Here is a 21,278-nt window from a genome sequence, read left to right as displayed (position 1 = left end):
GGGTGATTCTACGTGCGTTTTTGGCTTCGGCGTGAAAGAATGATGTACATGGCTAAAGACGTTGACAACATCACCAAGATTAACCCGGCGTGGCCCGCGAACACCCCGGGTGGCGGCCACCCAGTGACGGAGATTAACTCCAAGTTGGCCGCAGCTTCCAGCCCCTACGGCGACGACCTTCTGCTGCCGCGTCCGTGGGAGGAGACTGGCTACGTTCACCCGACCACTCGTATCAACGGTGTGAACTAAACCCGCACTTCCGTTAAGTTAAAGCAAGTCCATTCGGCGTATCGCCGAGTGGGCTTGTTTTTTTATTCATCTGCCTAATTGTCAGGTGGTGGTGTTTTTCTCTCACATTTGTAGACCACATTGTTCGGGCTTTGCGTTGACGCTCTAGACAGAGTTGTTCGCTATTTGTAGACTTCCCAGTGTTTTATTAACTCACGAGAACCACTGGAGGTTTCCATGATCCTGACTGGTTTGGCAGTCGGTGTCGCCCTAGGCATCGTTATGCAACGCGGACGATTCTGCGTGACCGGCATGATGCGCGACGTGTTTCTGCAGAAGCAGGGGCGCGGCCTCGTTGCCTTCTTTATCGTCGTGGCGGTTCATGCGATTGGCCTCGCAGCCTTGACCTCGCTCGGCGTGATCTCGCCGGAGTACCGCACCTTTGCGCCGATAGCTGTTGCGGTTGGTGGCTTCATCTTCGGCTTGGCCATCATCCTTGCCGGCGGCTGCGCGTCGGGCACGTGGTACCGCTCCGGTGAAGGCCTGGTTGGTTCGTGGTTTGCTCTGCTTTTCTACGCGCTGTCCGCCTCCGCAATGAAGAGCGGCTTCCTCTCCGGTTTCAATAGCAAGCTGAAGGAATGGGACACTGGTTGGACCACTCTGCCGCAGACCTTTGGTGTCTCTGCCTGGTGGTTCGCCATTCCGCTGGCCTTGGGTACCGCATACCTCGCGCAGCGTTATCTTGCTCGCGATGCTGCTAAGCCGAAGGTCACCCTTGAGCAGCCGTGGTACCGCAAGCCGCTGCACCCGTACACCGCTGGCGCCGCGATTGGCCTGCTGGGTGTCATCGCATGGCCGCTGTCTGCAGCGACCGGGCGTAACGACGGCCTAGGTATCACCACTCCATCCGCTCACCTGGCCAGCTACGTCACCACTGGTGAGGCTGAGTACTTCAACTGGGGCACCCTGCTCGTGCTGGGCATCCTGGTTGGTTCTTACATCGCGGCAAAGGTGTCCGGTGAATTCCGTGTCCGCGTTCCCGACGGCCGCACCTCCGTGCGTGCAATCATCGGCGGCATCGGCATGGGTGTTGGCGCATCGTTGGCCGGCGGCTGCACCGTCGGCAACGGCATGGTTCAGACCTCCCTGTTCAGCTACCAGGGTTGGGTCGCAATGGCATTCATCGCTGCTGGCGTCTACGTCGGTGCGAAGCTGTGGCTGAAGCCATCCGGCGTGAAGCAGGGTGCTGTGAACTCTGATGTTTACACCACCGAAGAATCCATCAGCGCGCCTGAGCTTGCTGGTGTCGTCCCCCGCGATGCTGATGCGGAGCCAGCTCCGAAGTTCAATATCGTCTCCGCTCCGGGCGGCGTGGCACTGAAGACGAAGCCAAAGCAGGAGACCACGGCACGTCCACTCGGTAACGGCCGCTACATCCTGGACACGCTCGGCGACGTCTGCCCCTTCCCTCTCATCGAAGCCAAGCAGGCCATGTCCGAACTGGATGCCGGCGAAGAACTCATCATTGACTTTGACTGCACCCAGGCCACAGAGTCCATCCCTCAGTGGGCCGCTGATAACGGCCATGGCGTGAAGGACTTCGTGCAAAACCAGAATGCTGGTTGGCAAATCACGGTGGTCAAGGACGCCGCGAACTAAGCAGTTTCTGGGCATGCCGAATAGCCAGCTTTCGCCGGCTATTCGGCTTTTGGCATTGATTGGCCGGTTTGACTATCGCGCCTTCCAGCGATCCGTGACCTGCGGTTTTGTTGCTCGCCCTTCGCCATAGTCAAACGGGCACACCGAGTAGCCGGTCAAGCCGGCTACTCGGTGAGGTGGTGGGTTATCTGCCGTAGAGCAGTGTCATTGCCCCGAAGGGGTGGACTGTGTTGGGGACGAGGTATCCACGCGGTGATCTCCACATTGGTGTGCCTCTGATGTTTTCCACCCTGCCCCAGTGGGGTTTGGCGGGGTCATCGTCGTTGGTGCGGTTGTGATACCTGCACAGCATGGCCAAGTTATCCATGTTGGTTAGTCCGCCCTTGGACCATGCTGTGATGTGGTGGACTTCGCAGTTATCCGCTGCGTGCCGGCAATCCGGCACTGGGCAGGTGGGCATGGTGGCACGCGCTAGGTCGCGTTGCTTCTGGTTCGCGAAGCGTTGCGTGTCGTACAGGTTGACGGGGCCTTCTTGGGGGTGGAACATCGCCACCTCTAGGACATCCCCAAAGTTCTGAGCCAAAAACTCCGCACCCGTCATCGTCGTGCCATCAGTAAGCCCCAGGACAACATCGTCCCCGTCACCACTCATGATTGTGATGTGCTCCTCCAACGGGATGAGGATCAAAGGACGCGGGACAGCAGGGGCAATACCTGAAGGTTGATCGTCTTCGTCGGGGCGCAGACCCAAGAGGCGCATGAGCTTTTCGTACATTTGCGGGCCAGCGGGACCATCGGTGAGGTTTTGGCGGGTCGCGAACTCAATAGCTGCCGCGTCTTCTTCCAAGGCCATGATGGTCACAGGACGCCTCTCCTTATCCGAGCGGCCATACCGGACTGTTGGTTCCCGTGCGGGCTTGTCCACCTCCGGCACGATGTCTTTCGCCCGGCGCTTGAGCGTGTCGTAATCCCCCGGAACGGACAGCAGGGCAAGGCGCAGCCGCCATTTCTCGGTGGGGTCGGTGAAAGGTGCTACTCGGGATTCGATGTAGACGAGTTGATCCAACGCCTTCTTCGTCGACCGCGCGATTTTGATCGCGTTGGCTTGCTTACGGGTGAACTTCGTTTTCCCGTAGTACGCCGTGTGGACTTTCACAAATTCGCGAACACGGGCAGGGCTGCAGCCAGCATCGAGGAGTACCTGGGCATCAAAGTCTGCCAGGGCCTCGATCGGGTTGGTTAACCCCGCCACCAGTGATCCGAATACGTTCATGCCACGCACGCTAAACCGAAAACCAAAAACGCGCGAAAGAGCCCCAAAAACCTGTGGATAACCCAAAATTCTATCCACAGGGTGCGCACGCTAGAGCGCACGCAGCAAGCGGAGGACCAGCAGAAACAGGCCGGTTCCCGCGAAACTCAAAAAAGTTTTGGATGCTTGCGGCGGAACTAAACCGCGCTAACGACAAAGGCGCTCACTCCCTTGATGAGAAGGGAAGGAGCGCCTTTGTCTTGGTTGCTCTTGAGCCTGATTAGAGGCGAGCTGCGATAGCGTCGATCAGCTGCTTGTTAGCAAGGTAGAACGCGTTGTAGTCGTGACGGTTTGCCTTGTAGGTTGCGGTCACGTGGGCCGGAACCGGCAGGCCACGGGCAGCCAGGGAGCGGGTAATGTTGTTGTACACAGCGTCAACCTGCAGCTCGCCGGACTTTGCGGCCGGTGCAGCGGCCGGAGCCGGTGCTGCTGCGGGGGCCGGAGCCGGGCTCACGTTGCGCGGGGTCGGAGCGGAACGCAGACCCAGGCGAGCGGAGCATGCCGGCCATGCGCCCCAGCCCTGGCTGGCCAGGGTGCGCTCAGCGACAGCGATCTGCTGCTCGCGGGTTGCCTGGTGGGCGTACGGAGCGAACTCGCCGCCACCGTATGCGCGCCAGGTGCCAGCGGAGAACTGCAGGCCGCCGTAGTAGCCGTTGCCGGTGTTGATGTTCCAGTTGCCGCCAGCCTCGCACTGTGCGAGACGGTCCCAGTCAGAGTCCGGTGCGGCGTTAGCAATCGGGTTGATCAGGGCAGTAGCGGCAATTGCTGCGGAAGCACCTGCTGCTGCCTTGGAAAACGTGCGGGTCTGCTTGCTGTGGCGTCCCATGTAGGTATTCAAGTTCCTCTCTTGTTATACGTCTGCGAGGTGAGCTGTCGGGTTCAGGCTGAGGTCTTGCTTAGTGCCTGGCCGCGTGTGCGGCTTCACCCCCAGCGGGTGTCACTGGCCGGTTCTGGCCGGTGAGGGGCCCGCGGTGCACGGCGACCGTTGTGGTGTCGTGCGGGTGGGTCCCCCGCTTATGTCCTATGAAGTTTGTCGCGGCGATTGCTGGACACAATTCAACGTGGCAATCGTGCGATTAGGGTTGGCCCCTTGAGGGCATGCGGGCAACTCTAGCGGTTTATAACGATTAGGTCACGCTGGTTTACCAAAATGTTGCCAATGTGACTGGCGTGGTCGAGTGTCCGGGCGCTCTAGCTGCATGAACTGGGAAAATAACATCAACGTGATCTATCTCACATAGGGGTGGGCGTGTCGCGAGGATGAGGCGGATTCGCAAGGGATTGGCTGGGGCTGTAGCTTTATGGGACTTAACTTTGCCGCGGGTATAATCGCGGTTTTCATGCAATAACATGCAATAACAAAGGGTGTGACAACGATGCCAGTAGGAAAAGTGAAGTGGTTCGACGCTGACAAAGGCTTCGGATTCGCCTCTAACCCGGGTGATGAGGACGTCTACATTGGCAAAAACGTGCTGCCCGAGGGCGTAGAGGAACTCTTCCCGGGTCAGCGCATTGAGTTTGATTTCGCTGCTGGCCGTCGCGGCCCGCAGGCGCTGCGCGTCAAGGTGTTGGATGAGCCGCGTCGTCGTCCGGTGAATCGTCGTAAGCCGGCAGAGCTCAGCAGCATGCTTGCCGACGTCATGTCGATGCTCGAGACCCAAGTCCAGCCGGCACTTGATGCTGGCCGCTACCCGGAGCGGAAGGAAGGACGCCAGATCGCGGAGATCCTCCGCGCGGTGGCGAAGGAACTGGACGCTTAGGCGTCTTCGGTGCTGAAGGACCAGGTGACCATCACCGGGGTCTCTTCGCCATTGGCATCCTGGCCAAGCATGAGGCAGGAGACCTCCATGACTACGAGGGTGGCGTTTTCGTCACCCTCGCTTTTTACGGGCACATCAACTTCGTTGGCTTCACCAGGGGTGAAGGTGCGCTCGCTGTTGGCGGCGGGGTCGTCGTAAATGCTCAGCAGCGACCACTGCAGCGAAGCCACGTCCTTGGGCACGCTGATGCGCACGGTCTCAGCGCCGTCAAGGTCGATGGTGGACACGGTGCCTTCCGGGCATTCCTGTCCGAATTCGCAGACGCTGAATGGGGTAGCGGTTGCTGTGTTCTCGCCAACGGTGGCGGTGACCTCAATGTCCTGCGGCGGGGTGCCGGGGCGGTTGTTGCGCCAATCCATATAGAAATACAGCGCGGCCACGATGGCCACGATCACCACCGCGATGACGGCGAGCATGGCTACGGAGCGTTGATCTCTTGTCTTCTTGGTGCCCATAGCCATGCAGTCTATCCGCGGGATGAGTCCGGGACGAAGGTGACCCGGTACATGTCCGGCCAGCGTTTGCCGGTGATGTAGAACTCGTCGCCGTCAATGTGGGCGATGCCGTTGAGCACGTGGTTGGGGTCGGGGGTGGCGTTGTTGGGGACTAAGGAGGCGTCGATAACCGCCTCGACCTTTCCCGTGGCCGCGTCGATCCGCACGATGTCGGTGGTGGTGAAGATATTGGCGTAAATATCGTCGCCCACGCACTCCAGCTCATTGAGGCCTTCCACGGGAGTGCCATCCAGCGTGACGACGAAGCGTTCGCGCTCCGCCAGCGTATCCGGATCCATGCGGCGCAGCTCGCTCGTGCCATCGGAGAAAATCACCTCACCCGCATCGGGGCGGGAGCACAGGCCCCACCCTTCGCCGTCGAAGGTGGTGCGACTGATTTCCTCCAACGTTTCGGCATTCCTCTTAATGGCGGTGTTGTTTTGCCAGGTGAGTTGCCAGAGGGTGTCGCGAACAAGCGTAATGCCTTCGCCGAAGAACTCAGGAGCGAGATCCTGGCTGGCGAGCTCGCGCCCATCGAGCGTGGTGCGATAGATGCGCGAGGAGCCTTCCATGCCGGTGCCCACGTAGAGCGTGCCGTCCGGGCCGAGCTCGAGGCCCTGGGTGAAACTGGTGGCATCGAAAGGCAGGGTCTCTTCGATCTGGACGGTGAGGTGCTGGACGCCCTGCGGGGAGGAGGTGGAACAAGAAACAAGAAGCGGCACGGCAAACAGCAGTGCCGCAGCGCGCGGGAAATGAGCCATGCGCTCTATCTTGCAACACGTCGGCCATAATGGGGATGTGGCACAGAGAAAACCCCGCAAGACAAAGAATGCACCCGCACGGCCCCTGCTTGGTCAGCGGGCAGTCAATGTTGCGCGCGAGGCGCTCCTCGAGCTTGATCAGGGCGAGGTGGGGGAGCACATCGGTGTCAACGGGCTGAGCAATAACGCCGCCACGCACCGCTTTGAGGCTTCCGTACCTGGCTATCCCGGGTGGGAGTGGAATGCGGTGGTGGCGTGTGCGACGGGCTCGGATTACATCACCGTGAGCGAAGTTGCGCTCGTGCCCGCGCCAACGGGTGAGGCGCTACAGGCCCCTGATTGGGTGCCGTACTCTGAGCGTCTCCGACCTGGTGACCTTGGTCCGGGTGACCTCATGGAACCGGCGCCGGACGATGAGCGATTGACGGCGGATTCGTTTGCCGCCGACGCGATTGTGTTCGCGGGCCGCGAAACCGCGCAGTACCTGACCAAAACAGGCCTGGACGCGGCGAAAGACCGCTGGCGCCGCGGCGATTACGGTCCGAACTCCGCGCACGCCTCCCAGGCAGCCCTGCAGTGCAAGACCTGCGCCTTCTTCATTCCTGCCGAGGAGCCGCTGGGCTATAACTTCGGCGTCTGCGCTAATGAATACTCTGCCGACGGTCGCATTGTTTCCGCTGTCTACGGTTGCGGCGCGCACTCCGAAACCAAGGTTGATTCAGAGGAGCTTGATGCGGGCGGAGAGCTTTTCGACGATGAAAAGCCCCTCTACTAACGCCCAAACACCGCCGCTGGTTTTGAAAATTTTGTGGTGAGGTGGGACGCTATCCCCGTCATATTTCTTCCGTGCAAGGGGACATATTTATGAGTTCAAACACCACAGATTCCACGAAGGTGTCGCAGCCTTCGGAGGAGGAGCAGGTCGCGGAGGCTCGCTCCGGCCTAGACCGTTACTTCCGTATCTCCGAACGCGGTTCCACCGTGGCCACGGAGGTCCGCGCCGGCGTGGTTACCTTCTTCGCCATGGCGTACATCGTCTTGCTGAACCCGCTGATTCTGGGTACCAGTGAAGACTCTGCCGGCAACGTGTTGGGTATCCCGCAGGTTGCTGCTGCCACCGCACTGGTGGCGGGCATCATGTGTATTTTGTTCGGCGTTGTGGCGAACTACCCGTTCGGTATCGCCGCTGGTCTGGGTCTGAATACCCTGGTGGCTGTCACTCTGGTGGGTACTGAAGGTCTGACCTGGGCGCAGGCCATGGGGTTGGTGGTCATTGACGGTATTGTCATCGTCATTTTGGCTGTGTCCGGTTTCCGCTCTGCCGTGTTCCGTGCGATTCCGCCGTCAATGAAGGCTGCTATCGGCGTGGGCATTGGCATGTTCATCGCCATGATCGGTTTCGTGGATGCCGGTTTTGTTCGCCGTATCCCGGATGCTGCAATGACCACTGTTCCGGTTCAACTGGGCATCAACGGTTCGATTGCTTCTTGGCCGACCTTCGTGTTCATTCTTGGCCTGTTCATCTGTGGCTTCATGGTTGCGCGCAAGATCCCGGGCGGCCTGTTCATCGGCATCGTGATCAATACGATCATCGCCCTTGTCATTGAGCGTGTCACCGGTGCTGGTTCTTCTGCTGAGTCGGGCCCGACCGGCTGGAACCTTGCTGTCCCGACTCTGCCGGAATCCTTCGGTGGTGTGCCGGACCTGTCCATCGTGGGCAAGGTTGACATCCTCGGTGCATTTACTCAGGTCGGCGTGATCACGGCTTCGCTGCTGGTGTTCACCCTGGTGCTGGCAAACTTCTTCGACGCCATGGGCACGATGACGGCGCTCGGCCGCCAGGCAGGCCTCACCGATGAGAAGGGTGAGCTGCCGGATATGAAGAAGGCCCTCATCGTCGAGGGCTTCGGCGCTATCGCTGGTGGTGCTGGCTCTGCATCGTCTGCAACGGTCTACGTTGACTCTTCCGCTGGTATTGCCGACGGTGCGCGCACCGGTCTGGCCAACATTGTCACCGGTCTGCTGTTCTTGGCCGCAATGTTCTTCACCCCGCTGTACGAGATCGTGCCGATTGAGGCTGCCGCACCGGTTCTGGTCATCGTGGGTGCCCTCATGATGATGCAGGTGGGTGAGATTGAGTGGTCCCGCTTTGATATCGCTCTGCCGGCCTTCCTCACCATCGTGGCTATGCCGTTTACGTACTCCATCGCGGACGGCATCGGCATCGGCTTCATCACCTTCGCTCTGTTCGCAGTGTTCGCTGGCCGTGCGAAGGAAGTTCACTAGATCATGTGGCTGATCTCCGCGCTGTTCGTGGTGTTCTTTGCCATGGATCCGATCATGTCCGTCATCGGCTAAAACATCTGGTTGACACATGATTCCCATCACTGATCCCGCTGATGTGCGCCTGGATGTTGTCCGTGACCTGAAGAAGGCAGACAATTCCCGCGCGTACGTCTTTGGGGAAGGCCCGCTCGTTGCGGGCCGAGTGGTGGATTCGCGTTACCCATTGCGCTGCATCATCGGGTTTGAAAAGAAGATCGAGACCTTCCGCGCTCAACGTGCGGAGGAGGGGCTCCCGCCGATTGAGGCGCCGATCTACACCGTGACCCGCGAGCTGCTCGCCGAGGTCGTTGGGTATGACATGCACCGCGGCCTCATCGCTGTGGCGGATCGGGCAGAGGAGCCCGACGTCAGTGAGCTGCTGGAAGCGCGCACCCTTGTGGTCCTTGAGGGGGTTGGGGATCACGAAAATATCGGGGCTATCTTCCGCAATGCCGCTGGCATGGGGGTGGATGGTGTGCTTCTGGGGGCTGGCACGGCTGATCCTTTGTATCGTCGCAGCGTGCGCGTGTCCATGGGGCATGTATTGCGCCTGCCGTTCGCACATTTCGAGGGCACATCCACCACGTGGCAGCGCTCCCTTGAACAGTTGCGCCAGGCAGGTTTCCGCCTTATCTCGCTCACGCCTGATGATCGCGCCGTGCATCTCGCGGAGGCGCTTGTCGACGCTTCCGGCAACCCCCACCCCAAAGTCGCCCTCCTCGTCGGCGGGGAAGGCCCTGGCCTGACTGAGCATGCGATGCGCGCCACGGACATTCGTGCCCGCATCCCCATGGCGCCGGGCACTGATTCACTGAACGTGGCTACGTCCGCAGCGATCGCGTTCTATGAGCGCGACCGAGCAGTTGGCCTGAGCTAGCGGTCAGAGTGGCGCAGACGTTCTTTCACTGTGTCGGCGAGGTTACGTACGCGACGTGTGACGCCACGGCGGATGCGGCGCGCAACCTTAGCTGAGGCATCTGCCAGCTCCGCGAATTCATCGCTGGTTTCTTCGGCTTCCTCATAGTCGTCATAGTCCGCATTGGCGGAGGAGAACTTCGCAGCCACCTCGGTGACATTTTTGGTGTCAGGGGTGCGCTGTTCCACCTTCGGCTCGGGGCGTCCATCCACGGCGTAGGCCACCACGTTGATGTCAGGACCGTCCGGGGAAATGTCCACACCCAGCCAGTCGCGCTGGGCAGCGCGCATGAGGTCTACCGGTTCGAAGGGCAGCGAAATTCCTCCGAGTTGATCGGCGCGCTCACCAGCCCAGAAGGGGGCTTCAAACCCATCAGGCAGGCCGAGATCCTCGATGAGCTCATTGCGCGTGGCACACAAGGAGCGGCGCACGGTATCCCCATTGAAGCGTGCGAAGCCGGCATAACCGGTGCCTTCCTCCACACCTTCGGCAAATACAAACACATCGGCTGCGGGCACGGCCCGGCGGAGGTGGGTGGGGATGTCGGAGAGTTTGCCGCAGTCGTCGATAAGCGTTTGCACCACGGCGACCCCGGGGTAGCCAGCGATGTAGAACTCTTCGCGGCTGCTCGGTGTGGAACGGTTCAGCGGGAACTGGCCGATCGGCGTGATCGGCCACCGTGGATTGAGCTGAGCGAGGAGTTTGCGGCCAAAACCACGGTCAGCGTGCGGCTCAGCTTCCAGCACCGCGGCCGGATCGGCGGCGTTGATGTACCAGAACGTAACGACGGCAGGGACACCCATAACGCGCTACTTCTTCGGCCGCTTCGTGTTCGTGCGCACGCCCAAAAGAACGTCCTCCCAGTGCGGGGTGACCGCCTTGCGACGTCGCTTCTGTGGCTTGGCCTGCTCCTCCGGGAAGTGCAGCGCATCGCCTTCTGCAAACAGATCCGGCTGCCCCTGCTCTGCAGGGACAGCAGAGGGGGAGGTGGAAGAGGCAGCAGGGATTTCCTGTTCAACGTCTGCGGACACTGCAGAGAGGGACCGTACTGGCTGCGCAAACGACGGATCGATCAAATCCGCAGCAACCGCATCTCGCGGCTCCGTGGTGGCGGCTGTGCCCATCGAGCGGTGGAAGGACCACTCCGCGCTGTGCTCCTGCAGGCCAGCCTGCCAGGTGAGGCGAACCACCCATGGCTCTCCGGCCTCACGCATTGCATCCCACCGGGCCTCCGACAAAGCATGGCCGCGGGAGGCGAAGCTCAGCGCAAGAATTTCAAAGAGCGTGTCCGGTGCAGCACCATCCGCGCGGACTGGGTGGGACTGCTTAGCCGCCTCCGCGACCTGGGCGCGCTCCAGCAGGACGGGGTGCGCATAGGGCTCCACGCGGCTGATGGCCACGCCCATCTCCTCAGCGAGTTCTTCGGTGCTCGCGCCAGCGCGGATGCGCGCCTGAATGTCCTTCGGGCGCAGCGACAGGGGAGTAGCAAACAGCGGGTCCGGCTCTGCGGGGGTGCGCTCGACTGGAGCGGGTTCTGGTTCCTCGGCAGCCGGCTCTTCAGCTTCCGGCTCTTCAGTTTCCGGTTCCTCTACGGTGTGGAGGGGTACGGCGGGTGCCACCGGTTCGTCGACAAGCTCGGCTTCGACGACCTCGTAGTCGGTGTCATCCTGCGCGCTGACGTCGGTAAGCATGGGGGCAGCCGGCGGGATGAGTTCCTCGCGTGGAATGCAGAATTTCTCTCCGTCGAGAGTGCGCAGCACCCACAGAGAGTCGGTCGATTCGTCCGCAACAACAAAGAGCTCGCGCATCGCTGTCTCCTTACACCAGTGTCATTCAAGGAGACAGCTTAACTGAAACGCGAGCTCTATTTGGTTGCGGCGGTACGAAGATCAGGGCTTACTTCGCGCCAACACCCTGCGACAGCAGGAAGTCGATGGCGCCGGTGAGCTTGGCCACGTCCTCGGTATCAATCGCCGGGAACATACCAATGCGCAGCTGGTTGCGGCCCAGCTTGCGGTACGGCTCAACGTCGAGGATGCCACCTGCGCGCAGAGCCTTCGCCAGCTCAGCGGCATCGATGGACTCATCAAAATCGATGGTGCCCACAACGTAGGAGCGCTTATCCGCATCTGCGACGAACGGCGTTGCGTGCTCATTGGCCTCAGCCCAGGAGTACAGGGTGTCCGCGTTGGCCTTGGTGCGGGCAACCATGCCGTCCAGGCCACCGTTCTCATTCATCCACTTGACCTGGTCAGCCAGCATGAGCAGCGTTGCCACAGCCGGGGTGTTGTAGGTCTGGTTCTTGCGGGAATTGTCCACCGCAGTCTGCAGATCCAGGAAGGCCGGGATGAAACGGCCGGACTCCTTGATCTTGGCAATGCGCTCAATCGCCGCCGGGCTCATCGCCGCGAACCACAGGCCACCGTCAGACGCGAAGCACTTCTGCGGGGAGAAGTAGTACGCATCAGCATTTCGCATATCGACGGGAAGACCACCGGCGCCCGACGTTGCGTCGATAAGCACGAGCGCATCCGTGTTCGGGCGAGTGACCGGCACCATCGCACCCGTGGACGTCTCATTGTGAGCCCACGCGACGACATCTGCATCGGTGCCATCCAGCGCGGAAGGGGAGGGGGCGCTGCCCGGCTCAGCCTCAACCACCTGGGGCTCATCCAGCCACGGTGCCTGCTTGGAAGCCTTAGCGAACTTGGAGGAGAACTCACCGAAGGACAGGTGAGCAGACTTCTTCTCAATCAGGCCGAAGGTCGCTGCATCCCAGAAGGCGGTGGCGCCGCCGAGGGACAGAACAATCTCGTAACCCTCCGGCAGGGAGAACAGCTCTGCAAGACCTTCGCGGACCTCACCCACAACATTCTTCACTGCCGGCTGACGGTGAGAGGTGCCGATGATGTGAGCGCCATTAGTGATGGCCTCCAGCTGGGCGGGGCGGACCTTGGAGGGGCCACAGCCAAAACGGCCGTCAACGGGCAAAAGATCTTGCGGAAGAGCTGGGTAATCGGACATTCGGGCCCCTTCTTTCATGCTTCGAGCTGGCATCGTTGTGGCACTAACCTTAACCCCCGGGGGTAATTGTGGTGTAACGGGGGAACCGTGCAATTTGTCAGTACTGTCACATTTTGACGGGGCAATCCTGATAGAGTTAGCTCATGCCAATTCTGGCGCTTGGCCCCGTGCTCAGCCCGCAGGTTTATTCACCTGCGGAAACTGGCCGCAGGCGTCGCTCAACGACTCTTTGAAAGGTTCATTGTGGCTTCTGAGAACAACGACAAGGTAGTACTTAACTACCCCGGCGGCGAGTATGAGATGGATCTCATCCGCGCCTCCGAGGGCAATGACGGCTTTGTGCTGGGCAATCTCCTCGGACAGACTGGCCTGGTCACTTTCGACCCGGGCTACGTTTCTACGGGTTCCACCGAGTCCAAGATCACCTACATCGATGGTGACGCAGGCATCCTGCGCTACCGCGGCTACGACATCGCTGACCTGGCTAACAACGCCACGTTCAACGAGGTGTCCTACCTGCTGATCAACGGTGAGCTGCCGACTGAGGATGAGCTAGAGACCTTCTCCAGCAACATCCGCCACCACACTCTCCTGGATGAGGACTTCAAGGCGGCATTCAACGTCTTCCCGCGTGACGCACACCCGATGGCTGTGCTGGCCTCCTCCGTCAACATTCTGTCTGCTTACTACCAGGACCAGCTCAACCCGCTGGACGAGGAGCAGCTGGACAAGGCAACCGTTCGCCTCATGGCAAAGGTGCCGATGTTGGCTGCATACGCTTACCGCGCATCCCAGGGTAAGCCGTACATGTACCCGAACAACGCCCTGAGCCCGCGCGAGAACTTCCTGCGCATGATGTTCGGTTACCCGACCGAGCCGTACGAGGTTGACCCGGTTGTCGTGGACGCTCTGGACAAGCTGCTCATCCTGCACGCTGACCACGAGCAGAACTGCTCCACCTCCACCGTCCGCATGATCGGTTCCGCTCAGGCGAACATGTTCGTGTCCATCGCCGGTGGCATCAACGCATTGGCTGGCCCGCTGCACGGTGGTGCTAACCAGGCTGTTCTGGAGATGCTCGAGGACATCCAGGAGAACAACGGCGGCGACGCCTCCGACTTCATGAACCGCGTGAAGAACAAGGAGAAGGGCGTCCGCCTGATGGGCTTCGGCCACCGCGTGTACAAGAACTACGACCCGCGCGCCGCCATCGTCAAGGAGTCCGCACACGAGGTTCTCAACCACCTCGGCGGCGACAGCCTGCTCGACCTGGCTATGGAGCTCGAGGAGATCGCCCTCAAGGACGATTACTTCATCGAGCGCAAGCTGTACCCGAACGTCGACTTCTACACCGGCCTGATCTACCGCGCCATGGGTTTCCCGACGGACTTCTTCACCGTCCTCTTCGCCATCGGCCGCCTGCCGGGCTGGATCGCTCACTACCGCGAGCAGCTGGCAATGAACTCCAAGATCAACCGCCCGCGCCAGATCTACACCGGCGCAACGCAGCGTGAGTTCATTCCGCGCGATCAGCGCTAGAGTGCTGTACACCACGAATCCGCCGCAAGCGGTTCGCCCCGTATAATCAGGGGCTGACCGTTTCGGCGGTTTCGCGTTTTTACAAGCGGGATACCCAAACCAAGGAGAAATCTTTCATGGATAAGCCCACTATTGACGTACCTCAGGATCCGGCACCGGCCGACCTAGTAATCGAGGACATCGTTGTCGGTGACGGCGACGAAGCCAAGGCTGGCGGCATGGTCAAAGTCCACTACGTGGGCGTGGACTACCGGACCGGCGAGGAGTTTGACAGCTCCTGGGACCGTGGTGAAGCCGCTGAGTTCCCCCTGACCGGCCTCATTGAAGGCTGGCAGCAAGGCATCCCCGGCATGAAGGTGGGCGGGCGCCGCTCACTGACGATCCCGCCGGAAATGGCCTACGGTCCTGCCGGTGGCGGCCACCCGTTGTCCGGCCGCACCCTCGTCTTTGTCATCGACCTGCTTGAGGCGAACTAGAACAATGATTGGTACCCCTTCTCCCAGTGACATCCCACACGCACGGCTTAACGACGGGCGCGAGATACCCCTGGTCGGATTGGGGACCTACAAGCTCACCGGCCCGGAGACGGTGAACATCATCCGCAGGGCCATCGAATGCGGTTACCGCCACTTCGACACTGCCTTTCTATATAGCAATGAGGTAGAGGTGGGGCGCGCTGTCCGCGAGGCGATTGCTGCGGGGGATGTGGCGCGGGAGGATCTGTTTATTACCTCCAAACTGTGGAATGACGATCAGCCGCGCGCCACGGAAGCCTTCAACGAATCGCTTCGTCGCCTGGAGCTCGACTACGTGGATCTGTTCATGGTCCACTGGCCGTGGCCTCAAAACGGCACTTTCGTCGCCGCGTATGAAGCGCTGCTGGAGCAGCGAGAAGCCGGACGTATCCGGTCGGTGGGAGTAGCGAACTTTTACGAAGAAACCCTGGATGAACTCATTGCGGTGACGGGGGTCGCGCCCGCAGTGAACCAGGTAGAACTTCACGCCGGCTTCACACAGCCGGAACTGCGGGACTATCACGCCCGCCACAACATTCTCACGGAGGCATGGGCGCCACTGGGAAGGGGAGAGATCCTCGACAGCCCGCAGATCACACAGGTTGCCGCCGCTTACGGCGCAACGCCGGCACAGATTGCCTTGGCCTACCACGTGTCGCGAGGGATCTCTGTTATCCCGAAAACCTCGAGTGCGCAGCGCCTGGAGGAAAATTTCGCAGCCGCCAGCATCGCGCTTGACCGCGAATCTTTGGATCTCCTGGACACCATCCCCGGTGGGCGCCAGTCGAATGATCCGCGCGTTTTCCCTGGGTGAGAGGGCTTGGGGTGAAGATAAGCATTGCTCTGCGGGGCTAGCCTGCGGGGGTAACTTTTGGAAATTAATTTAATTTAATCGGCAAAACTGTCTCACAGTTGTGTGTTGTGAGTTACTTTTTTCACATCCGATTCATTCTTCCGAAAGGAGTAGCCATGGCTGAAGGCTCGCCCGCTGTAAAGCAGCGTCGGGAACCGACGCCCCAGGAATTCGTGGAAATGCAGGCTAGCCCGCAGTTCCAGGAACTACGGAGCGCCTACCGCAAGTTCACCTTCCCGGTGTCCGTTGCGTTCTTCCTCTGGTACATCTTCTATGTCGTTTACGCGACATTCTGGCCGGAGGTCATGGCAAAGCCATTCCTGGGCATGAACGTAGGCCTCTGGCTGGGCATCGCCCAGTTCATCACCACATTCGTGATCACCTGGGCCTACGTGGTGTACGCGAACAAGAACATCGAGCCGCGTGCTGCGGCGATCCGCGAAGATATGGAGGGCTAAACCATGAACCCCGACGTATTCCTCCTTGCGGAGGCTGAAGCTGCGGCAACCGGCAACCCGATTCTGAACATTGCTGTCTTCGCCGCATTCATCATTGTCACAATGGCGATTGTGACCAAGGTGGGTAAGTCCACCTCCGAGGCATCTGACTTCTACACCGGTGGCGCCCAGTTCTCCGGTACCCAGAACGGTCTGGCCATTGCCGGCGACTACCTGTCTGCGGCATCCTTTCTGGGCATCGTCGGCGCTATTGCGCTGAGCGGTTACGACGGCTTCCTGTACTCCATCGGCTTCTTCGTCGCATGGCTGGTGGCCCTCCTGCTCGTGGCGGAGCCACTGCGTAACGTTGGCCGCTTCACCATGGCTGACGTGCTGTCCTTCCGCCTGCGCCAAAAGCCGGTGCGCGTGGCAGCTGCCTTTGGCACCCTGTTCGTGTCGCTGTTCTACCTCATCGCTCAGATGGCTGGTGCTGGCTCCCTGGTGTCCGTCCTCCTGGACCTGCACACCTTCAGCGCTCAGGCGATCTGTGTTGCGATTGTCGGCGTGATCATGATTGCCTACGTTCTCATCGGCGGTATGAAGGGCACCACCTACGTGCAGATGATCAAGGCGGTCCTGCTCGTCGGTGCTGTGGCGATCATGACCATCCTCTGCTTCATCGCGGTCAAGGGCGGCATGAACGCACTCTTCGACAAGGCCATCGAGATGCACGCCGGCTCCGAGCACATTCAGAAGGCTGGCTACGAGGCATCTGAGATCCTCCAGCCGGGCCTGAAGTACGGTGGCTCGACCATCAAGCAGCTCGACTTCATCTCCCTCGGTCTGTCCCTGGTTCTGGGTACTGCTGGCCTGCCACACGTTCTCATGCGCTTCTACACCGTGCCTACGGCGACGGAAGCCCGTAAGTCCGTGACCTGGGCAATCGTCCTCATCGGTGCGTTCTACCTGATGACCCTGGTGCTCGGCTACGCTGCTGCTGGCCTCGTTGGCCCAGACACCATCAACGCTGCACCGGGTAAGGCGAATGCCGCCGCACCGCTGCTGGCTCTGGAAATCGGTGGTTCGGTCTTCATGGCCATCGTGTCCGCCGTGGCCTTCGCAACAGTGCTCGCCGTGGTGGCTGGCCTGGCTATTACCGCCTCCGCATCCATCGCGCACGACATCTACAACGCTGTGCTTCGCGACGGTCAGGCGACCGAAGAAGAGCAGGTCCGCGTCTCCCGCGTCACCGTGGTTGTCATCGGTATCCTGGCCATCGTCCTGGGTATCCTGGCAATGCGCCAAAACGTCGCCTTCCTGGTGTCCCTGGCCTTCGCTATCGCGGCATCCGCGAACCTGCCGACGATCCTGTTCTCCCTCTACTGGAAGCGCTTCAACACCGCTGGTGCCGTGGCCTCCATGTACACGGGCCTTGTCGTAGCACTGGTTCTCATCTTCCTGTCCCCAGCAGTCTCTGGCAGCGAAACGGCTATGTTCCCGAACGCTGACTGGGCTATCTTCCCGCTGACCAGCCCGGGCCTCGTGTCCATCCCGGCTGCGTTCCTGGCTGGCATCATTGCCACCTTCGTGGGCAAGCCTGACAACCTGGACGAACTGCAGTCCGAGATGGAAGTCCGCTCCCTTACCGGTGTTGGTGTGGAAGCCCCAGTGGACCACTAAGGCCACCAAGCGGGAGGCTGCGGCTTCGGCCACGCACTCCGCACGAAGTAAGGAGGCCACCCTGGCGGGTGGCCTCCTTTGTGCTTGCTGGGAGGTGCGGCGAACTAAACCCCGAACCTTAGAACCTGAACTCTGGCGTTTTAGGGCCGAGGTTCGGGTTCTAAAGTTCGGGGTTTGTCCGGCTCAAGCCAGTGGGCCGGCTAGGACAGTGCCCTAAGGTGCACTAGCGGATCAACTGCCGCGCGAAGTTGACGGCGTTCTGGATGTCCTGCCCGTTGATGTTGGACACGAAGCGCTGCGCCTCAGAGGACAGCGCCTCAGGCGAGGGGTTGGAGAAGTTCGGCAGGGAGGAGTTCTCCGGCAGACGGAAACCAGGTGCCGGTGCTGCGGGCGCGGCTGGCTGGCCGGGTGTCGAGGCGGGAGGCGGGGCGACGACGCGACCGCCCGCTTGCCACTGGCCCCAGTCGGAGGTGTAGACGTTGTTGACGTCGCAAAGCACACCGTCGATAGTGACCTGCCACTTCGCCTTCTGGTGAATATTGGCGCGCGGGTGCAGCTTGCCGCCGGAACCCCAGTCGTGCTGCCAGTAGTAGGAGCCGATGCCATCCTGGACGCACCACTGGATGACGTTCCAGTTGCCGTACACGCCGGTGCGCAGACCGGCTGCGGTGAGACGGTCCTGGAAGGCGCGCAGGTACGGGCGGATCTGGTTGTCGTATTGGGCGCGGGTGGGGTTGTCGTCGATAGCCACGTAGATCGGCTTGCCGTTCGGACCACCTGCTGCGCGGTGCAGGTTGATCGCCTGCGGGGCATGGACGGCAGCGGCGGCGGCGCCAGCGAGCCAGTCAGCGGTTTCAGCGCGGCCGAATTGGTAGACAGAGGCGGTAAACAGTCCGCTGCCAGCGAAGTCCTGGGTCTCCTTGAGTGCGACAGGCTTGCCCAGCATCCATGCTGCACCCGGACGGCGCTGCGAAACGTAGCGCACGGCGCCCATGTGGCCAGCGGCCTTCACAGCGCGAGCGGAGGGGACACCAGCGGAGTAGTCGAGCACGGTGCCGATGGGGCGACCTTGCGCGATTGCGTTAGGGAGGTGGGAAACCCCGACGAGGCCAGCGGCACCAAGGGCGGTGGCCAGAGTGGCGTTGCCGAGGAAAGAGCGTCGGGAAAGGGGAGCAGAACCCTTCGAAATAGGCGATTTATTCACAACAGTAACAATAGCACCATTGACCTCATTGGCCGCAAGGGCTACGGTGCAGGTTATGAAGACGTTTTTCACTGGTGAACAATCCCCAGGCCTCATCGACTGGGGAACTATGCCGACATACAACACGATCATGGCGCTTGCTGTGGGCGCTGGCCTCATTGCTGTGGCCTTGTTCTTCCGGGATTTCCGTGACGGGAAGCTCGAAGGCGTTGAGGGGTATGCGCTGACCTTCGGCGCGCTGGCTCTCATCCTTTTCCCGACTGGCCTGCACATGACCCTGACCTGGCCTCTGGCACCTGACTTTGCCTTTGACAACATTGTCTTTGGTGAAACGTCCCTGGGCTTCAGTGTGCTGCTGGGTGCTGCCGCTTTCTTCCTTTGGAACAAGCGCGAGTACTACGCTGCCGGCTCGAAAACGGGCTTTCATGGTGTGATGAAGACGCTGCGCCCGGCCACCATTTTTATTGCGGGCCTCGGTCTTGCTCTGTTTGGTATCGCGCTGGCCGGCGTTGTGTACACGCTGTTCGCTGCCCCAGCTGAGGAGCCGATCTCTGGCGCCTTCGCCGACTGGCCAATGGTGGAGGCAAGCTTCCTTGGTGTGCTCTTCTCTATGGTGGGCCTCGGTGCAGTGCTGCTTCCATTTGCGGTGCGCGGTACGGATGAGAACACTGTCTCCGGCTTGTTCAAGACTATTGAGTGGCTGTGGATTATCTCGGGCACAATCTGGCTCTTGTTCGGTGCCATGAACTTCTACACTCACATCGGCCTCATTGTGAACACGATGTAAGCGGTGTGCGGGCTTCTGGCGTGAGGCGTCGATAAGCGATATGCTTTCTAATGTGGAAAGTAAAGCGATTGATTCGAGTGCTGCACGCGACTCGCTCGAGGCGGTCCGTGAGGTGGAAACGCACGCCGCGCACGTGCCTATCCCATGGGGAATGATCACAGTTACCGGCATTGTTTTCGGGCTTGGTATCAGCCTCATGCTGGACGGCAAAGTGTGGGGGATGCTCGCGCTTCTTGCATCGTTGGCCCTCATTATGGTGCTTGAGTTCAGCAATAAAAAGGCTGTCCGCACTGCGATGAAGCAAGACGTGCAGGCGGACCAGGGGGGCTGGAGTTGGAAACGCTTCCTCACATTCATGGTGCTGTACGCGGTGGCGTACATCGGGATGCAGGTCTACTGGGAGTGCTATCCGGAGGGCAATGTGACTGTGAGCGTTGTCGTGGGAATCATCGCCGCTGCCGTGATGATCGCGGGCTATGGCCTGATGTGGAGGAAATACTATTGATTGATCCGGTTATTCACCCACTCAACCGCCTGAAGATCTGCGCGGCCCTGCGTGCCGGCGGCGCGACGGAGGGCGAGGTGCGACGCGAGATGCGGTTTGGGCGACTGCGAGAGATCACCGAGTTGTCCGATGCCACGCTGTCGAAACAGCTCTCGGTCCTCGAGGAGCACGGCTATATCACCCGTTTCCGCGAGTACGGGTCCAGCCGCGCGAAGGACACCGTGTGGGTCACGCTCACGCGCGCGGGGGAGCAGGCCCTCGAGGGGCACCTCGACGCACTCAAGCGCTACGCTGAGCCGCATGACTCGCCTGACTCGGACTCCGCAGGAGCTTAAAGAAGCACTTATTGACGTTCCCGGCGTTTCCCTTGTGCCCACCATGGGTGCCCTGCACAGTGGGCACATTTCGCTCGTACGTGAGGCTAAGAAGTTGGGCAATCCGGTCGTGGTGAGCATCTTTGTCAACCCGCTCCAGTTCGCGCCGGGTGAGGACCTGGATGCCTACCCGCGCACCCTCGACGAGGATATGGCCAAACTCGAGGCCGAAGGCGTGGACGCCGTCTTTGCGCCGAGCGTATCCACGATGTACCCCCACGGTCCCCGCACCACGATCCACCCTGGGCCTTTGGGGTCCGTTCTGGAGGGCAAGACTCGCCCCACCCACTTCGCGGGCGTGCTCACTGTGGTGGCCAAACTGTTCTGCCTCACCGGCGCCACCGACGCCTTTTTCGGGGAGAAGGATTACCAGCAGCTCGCGCTCATCCGGCAGATGGTGGAGGACCTACACCTGCCCGTGCGCGTGCATGGCTGCCCGATCATCCGCGAGAACAGTGGCTTAGCGCTCTCTTCCCGCAACCGCTACTTGAGCGACGAAGAGCACGACACCGCCCTCGTGTTGTCCCGCGCGCTGGCTACCGGTTCGTACGAGGAAGCTCGTTTGCTTCTCGACGCCACCCCCAACATCCAACTCGACTACCTCACCGTCACCACTCCGGACCTCTCTGAACTCCCGGAAGATTACCGCGGTCCTGCTCGCCTGCTCGTTGCTGCGAAGGTGGGGGAGACCCGCCTTATCGACAACGTGGCCATCACCATTACGTCCTAGTTTGCCTATCGGTGCCCGCCATTCTGCGACACGTACGCGGGGGGGTGTTCCTATATAGGTTGTCAACTCCGTGGGTGAGGTTGTTGGGGGTATGAAGGGCTTCTGCTTCGCCGTG

At 60.8% G+C, this 21,278-nt stretch carries 22 protein-coding genes, 1 pseudogene and 1 riboswitch; of the genes and pseudogenes, 15 read left to right on the top strand and 8 right to left on the bottom strand.

Translation table 11 applies throughout. The features are described 5' to 3' along the window. Positions 1-48: 48 nt before the first annotated feature. Positions 49-249 (top strand): hypothetical protein, encoded by a 201-nt coding sequence (locus QP994_RS09525; protein ID WP_269966210.1) that lies wholly within the window; start codon positions 49-51, stop codon positions 247-249. Between the two features lie 216 nt (positions 250-465). Then, the gene (locus QP994_RS09520) at positions 466-1,887 is read left to right on the top strand and encodes a YeeE/YedE thiosulfate transporter family protein (RefSeq protein ID WP_284866484.1); all 1,422 of its coding nucleotides are present in this window, start codon (positions 466-468) and stop codon (positions 1,885-1,887) included. 184 nt (positions 1,888-2,071) lie between these two features. Here the strand turns inward: QP994_RS09520 and QP994_RS09515 are convergent, their stop codons facing one another. Next, positions 2,072-3,160, bottom strand: coding sequence for an HNH endonuclease signature motif containing protein (locus QP994_RS09515; protein ID WP_284866482.1), 1,089 nt, complete (start codon positions 3,158-3,160; stop codon positions 2,072-2,074). A gap of 259 nt (positions 3,161-3,419) precedes the next feature. Beyond that, on the bottom strand, positions 3,420-4,025 hold the full coding sequence (locus QP994_RS09510; protein ID WP_284866480.1) for a resuscitation-promoting factor Rpf1 domain-containing protein: 606 nt from the start codon (positions 4,023-4,025) through the stop codon (positions 3,420-3,422). Positions 4,026-4,038: 13 nt separating this feature from the next. Continuing rightward, positions 4,039-4,245, bottom strand: a riboswitch (cyclic di-AMP (ydaO/yuaA leader). A 330-nt stretch (positions 4,246-4,575) separates the two neighbouring features. On the opposite strand from QP994_RS09510, the gene QP994_RS09505 reads away from it, so the two are divergent. Continuing rightward, positions 4,576-4,959 carry a cold-shock protein gene (locus QP994_RS09505; RefSeq protein WP_284866478.1) on the top strand — a complete coding sequence of 128 codons (384 nt, stop codon included), beginning with the start codon at positions 4,576-4,578 and terminating at the stop codon, positions 4,957-4,959. Here the strand turns inward: QP994_RS09505 and QP994_RS09500 are convergent. After that, positions 4,956-5,474 (bottom strand): DUF2771 domain-containing protein, encoded by a 519-nt coding sequence (locus QP994_RS09500; protein ID WP_284866476.1) that lies wholly within the window; start codon positions 5,472-5,474, stop codon positions 4,956-4,958. The genes QP994_RS09505 and QP994_RS09500 overlap by 4 nt on opposite strands. Positions 5,475-5,485: 11 nt before the next feature. Then, complete coding sequence (locus tag QP994_RS09495) at positions 5,486-6,274, bottom strand: glutaminyl-peptide cyclotransferase (protein WP_284866474.1); 789 nt, start codon at positions 6,272-6,274, stop codon at positions 5,486-5,488. Here QP994_RS09495 and QP994_RS09490 point away from each other — a divergent pair. The 3 genes and pseudogenes from QP994_RS09490 (at position 6,273) to QP994_RS09480 (ending at position 9,476) form a co-directional block, all read left to right on the top strand. Beyond that, positions 6,273-7,049, top strand: coding sequence for a DUF3027 domain-containing protein (locus QP994_RS09490; protein WP_284866471.1), 777 nt, complete (start codon positions 6,273-6,275; stop codon positions 7,047-7,049). The two genes, QP994_RS09495 and QP994_RS09490, sit on opposite strands and share 2 nt — an antisense overlap. Positions 7,050-7,279: 230 nt before the next feature. Beyond that, positions 7,280-8,632: pseudogene (locus QP994_RS09485) on the top strand (NCS2 family permease). Between the two features lie 16 nt (positions 8,633-8,648). Then, positions 8,649-9,476, top strand: coding sequence for a TrmH family RNA methyltransferase (locus QP994_RS09480; protein ID WP_284866469.1), 828 nt, complete (start codon positions 8,649-8,651; stop codon positions 9,474-9,476). Here QP994_RS09480 and QP994_RS09475 read toward each other — a convergent pair. From QP994_RS09475 to serC, 3 genes are all read right to left on the bottom strand, one after another. Continuing rightward, positions 9,473-10,318: a DUF6928 family protein gene (locus QP994_RS09475; protein ID WP_284866467.1), complete on the bottom strand. Its 846-nt coding sequence runs from the start codon at positions 10,316-10,318 to the stop codon at positions 9,473-9,475. The two genes, QP994_RS09480 and QP994_RS09475, sit on opposite strands and share 4 nt — an antisense overlap. Positions 10,319-10,324: 6 nt before the next feature. Further along, a complete protein-coding gene (sepH, locus tag QP994_RS09470) occupies positions 10,325-11,323 on the bottom strand; it encodes a septation protein SepH (protein WP_284866465.1) in 999 nt (332 codons plus the stop codon). Positions 11,324-11,411: 88 nt separating this feature from the next. Next, the gene (gene serC, locus QP994_RS09465) at positions 11,412-12,539 is read right to left on the bottom strand and encodes a phosphoserine transaminase (RefSeq protein WP_269966222.1); all 1,128 of its coding nucleotides are present in this window, start codon (positions 12,537-12,539) and stop codon (positions 11,412-11,414) included. A 243-nt stretch (positions 12,540-12,782) separates the two neighbouring features. Between serC and QP994_RS09460 the strand changes: the two genes are divergently transcribed. From QP994_RS09460 to QP994_RS09440, 5 genes are all read left to right on the top strand, one after another. Next, positions 12,783-14,078, top strand: a complete 1,296-nt coding sequence (locus QP994_RS09460) for a citrate synthase (RefSeq protein WP_284856264.1) — start codon at positions 12,783-12,785, stop codon at positions 14,076-14,078. Between the two features lie 116 nt (positions 14,079-14,194). Beyond that, on the top strand, positions 14,195-14,554 hold the full coding sequence (locus tag QP994_RS09455) for an FKBP-type peptidyl-prolyl cis-trans isomerase (protein WP_284856263.1): 360 nt from the start codon (positions 14,195-14,197) through the stop codon (positions 14,552-14,554). 4 nt (positions 14,555-14,558) lie between these two features. Further along, the gene (locus QP994_RS09450) at positions 14,559-15,407 is read left to right on the top strand and encodes an aldo/keto reductase (RefSeq protein WP_284866461.1); all 849 of its coding nucleotides are present in this window, start codon (positions 14,559-14,561) and stop codon (positions 15,405-15,407) included. A gap of 155 nt (positions 15,408-15,562) precedes the next feature. Next, positions 15,563-15,904 (top strand): DUF485 domain-containing protein, encoded by a 342-nt coding sequence (locus tag QP994_RS09445; RefSeq protein WP_284866460.1) that lies wholly within the window; start codon positions 15,563-15,565, stop codon positions 15,902-15,904. 3 nt (positions 15,905-15,907) lie between these two features. Continuing rightward, positions 15,908-17,563 carry a monocarboxylic acid transporter gene (locus QP994_RS09440; protein WP_284856260.1) on the top strand — a complete coding sequence of 552 codons (1,656 nt, stop codon included), beginning with the start codon at positions 15,908-15,910 and terminating at the stop codon, positions 17,561-17,563. Positions 17,564-17,786: 223 nt separating this feature from the next. Here the strand turns inward: QP994_RS09440 and QP994_RS09435 are convergent, their stop codons facing one another. Beyond that, on the bottom strand, positions 17,787-18,767 hold the full coding sequence (locus tag QP994_RS09435; RefSeq protein WP_284866458.1) for a DUF1906 domain-containing protein: 981 nt from the start codon (positions 18,765-18,767) through the stop codon (positions 17,787-17,789). Positions 18,768-18,822: 55 nt separating this feature from the next. Here QP994_RS09435 and QP994_RS09430 point away from each other — a divergent pair, with 55 nt between their 5' ends. From QP994_RS09430 to panC, 4 genes are read left to right on the top strand one after another with little or no spacing between them, the layout of a single operon-like run. Further along, complete coding sequence (locus QP994_RS09430; protein WP_284866457.1) at positions 18,823-19,554, top strand: DUF981 family protein; 732 nt, start codon at positions 18,823-18,825, stop codon at positions 19,552-19,554. 52 nt (positions 19,555-19,606) lie between these two features. Next, positions 19,607-20,059, top strand: a complete 453-nt coding sequence (locus QP994_RS09425; RefSeq protein WP_284866455.1) for a hypothetical protein — start codon at positions 19,607-19,609, stop codon at positions 20,057-20,059. After that, a complete protein-coding gene (locus tag QP994_RS09420; protein WP_502870040.1) occupies positions 20,056-20,394 on the top strand; it encodes a transcriptional regulator in 339 nt (112 codons plus the stop codon). The genes QP994_RS09425 and QP994_RS09420 overlap by 4 nt, the downstream gene beginning before the upstream one ends. Further along, a complete protein-coding gene (panC, locus tag QP994_RS09415) occupies positions 20,360-21,163 on the top strand; it encodes a pantoate--beta-alanine ligase (RefSeq protein ID WP_284866453.1) in 804 nt (267 codons plus the stop codon). The genes QP994_RS09420 and panC overlap by 35 nt, the downstream gene beginning before the upstream one ends. The last annotated feature ends 115 nt before the right edge of the window (positions 21,164-21,278 follow it).

Origin of the sequence: Corynebacterium sp. MSK044 (assembly GCF_030232825.1) — a bacterium.
Classification (GTDB): Bacteria; Actinomycetota; Actinomycetes; order Mycobacteriales; family Mycobacteriaceae; genus Corynebacterium.
Note: the sequence above shows the minus strand (reverse complement) of the source record. Positions and strands in the feature narration are given on the sequence as shown.

Coding starts and splice junctions, on each gene's coding strand:
- QP994_RS09500 (WP_284866476.1), bottom strand. CDS start 5,474: ATGGGCACCAAGAAGACAAGAGATCAACGCTCCGTAGCCATGCTCGCC.
- serC (WP_269966222.1), bottom strand. CDS start 12,539: ATGTCCGATTACCCAGCTCTTCCGCAAGATCTTTTGCCCGTTGACGGC.
- QP994_RS09515 (WP_284866482.1), bottom strand. CDS start 3,160: ATGAACGTATTCGGATCACTGGTGGCGGGGTTAACCAACCCGATCGAG.
- QP994_RS09525 (WP_269966210.1), top strand. CDS start 49: ATGGCTAAAGACGTTGACAACATCACCAAGATTAACCCGGCGTGGCCC.
- QP994_RS09505 (WP_284866478.1), top strand. CDS start 4,576: ATGCCAGTAGGAAAAGTGAAGTGGTTCGACGCTGACAAAGGCTTCGGA.
- QP994_RS09480 (WP_284866469.1), top strand. CDS start 8,649: ATGATTCCCATCACTGATCCCGCTGATGTGCGCCTGGATGTTGTCCGT.
- sepH (WP_284866465.1), bottom strand. CDS start 11,323: ATGCGCGAGCTCTTTGTTGTTGCGGACGAATCGACCGACTCTCTGTGG.
- QP994_RS09450 (WP_284866461.1), top strand. CDS start 14,559: ATGATTGGTACCCCTTCTCCCAGTGACATCCCACACGCACGGCTTAAC.
- QP994_RS09475 (WP_284866467.1), bottom strand. CDS start 10,318: ATGGGTGTCCCTGCCGTCGTTACGTTCTGGTACATCAACGCCGCCGAT.
- panC (WP_284866453.1), top strand. CDS start 20,360: ATGACTCGCCTGACTCGGACTCCGCAGGAGCTTAAAGAAGCACTTATT.
- QP994_RS09495 (WP_284866474.1), bottom strand. CDS start 6,274: ATGGCTCATTTCCCGCGCGCTGCGGCACTGCTGTTTGCCGTGCCGCTT.
- QP994_RS09440 (WP_284856260.1), top strand. CDS start 15,908: ATGAACCCCGACGTATTCCTCCTTGCGGAGGCTGAAGCTGCGGCAACC.
- QP994_RS09430 (WP_284866457.1), top strand. CDS start 18,823: ATGAAGACGTTTTTCACTGGTGAACAATCCCCAGGCCTCATCGACTGG.
- QP994_RS09455 (WP_284856263.1), top strand. CDS start 14,195: ATGGATAAGCCCACTATTGACGTACCTCAGGATCCGGCACCGGCCGAC.
- QP994_RS09490 (WP_284866471.1), top strand. CDS start 6,273: ATGCGCTCTATCTTGCAACACGTCGGCCATAATGGGGATGTGGCACAG.
- QP994_RS09445 (WP_284866460.1), top strand. CDS start 15,563: ATGGCTGAAGGCTCGCCCGCTGTAAAGCAGCGTCGGGAACCGACGCCC.
- QP994_RS09510 (WP_284866480.1), bottom strand. CDS start 4,025: ATGGGACGCCACAGCAAGCAGACCCGCACGTTTTCCAAGGCAGCAGCA.
- QP994_RS09520 (WP_284866484.1), top strand. CDS start 466: ATGATCCTGACTGGTTTGGCAGTCGGTGTCGCCCTAGGCATCGTTATG.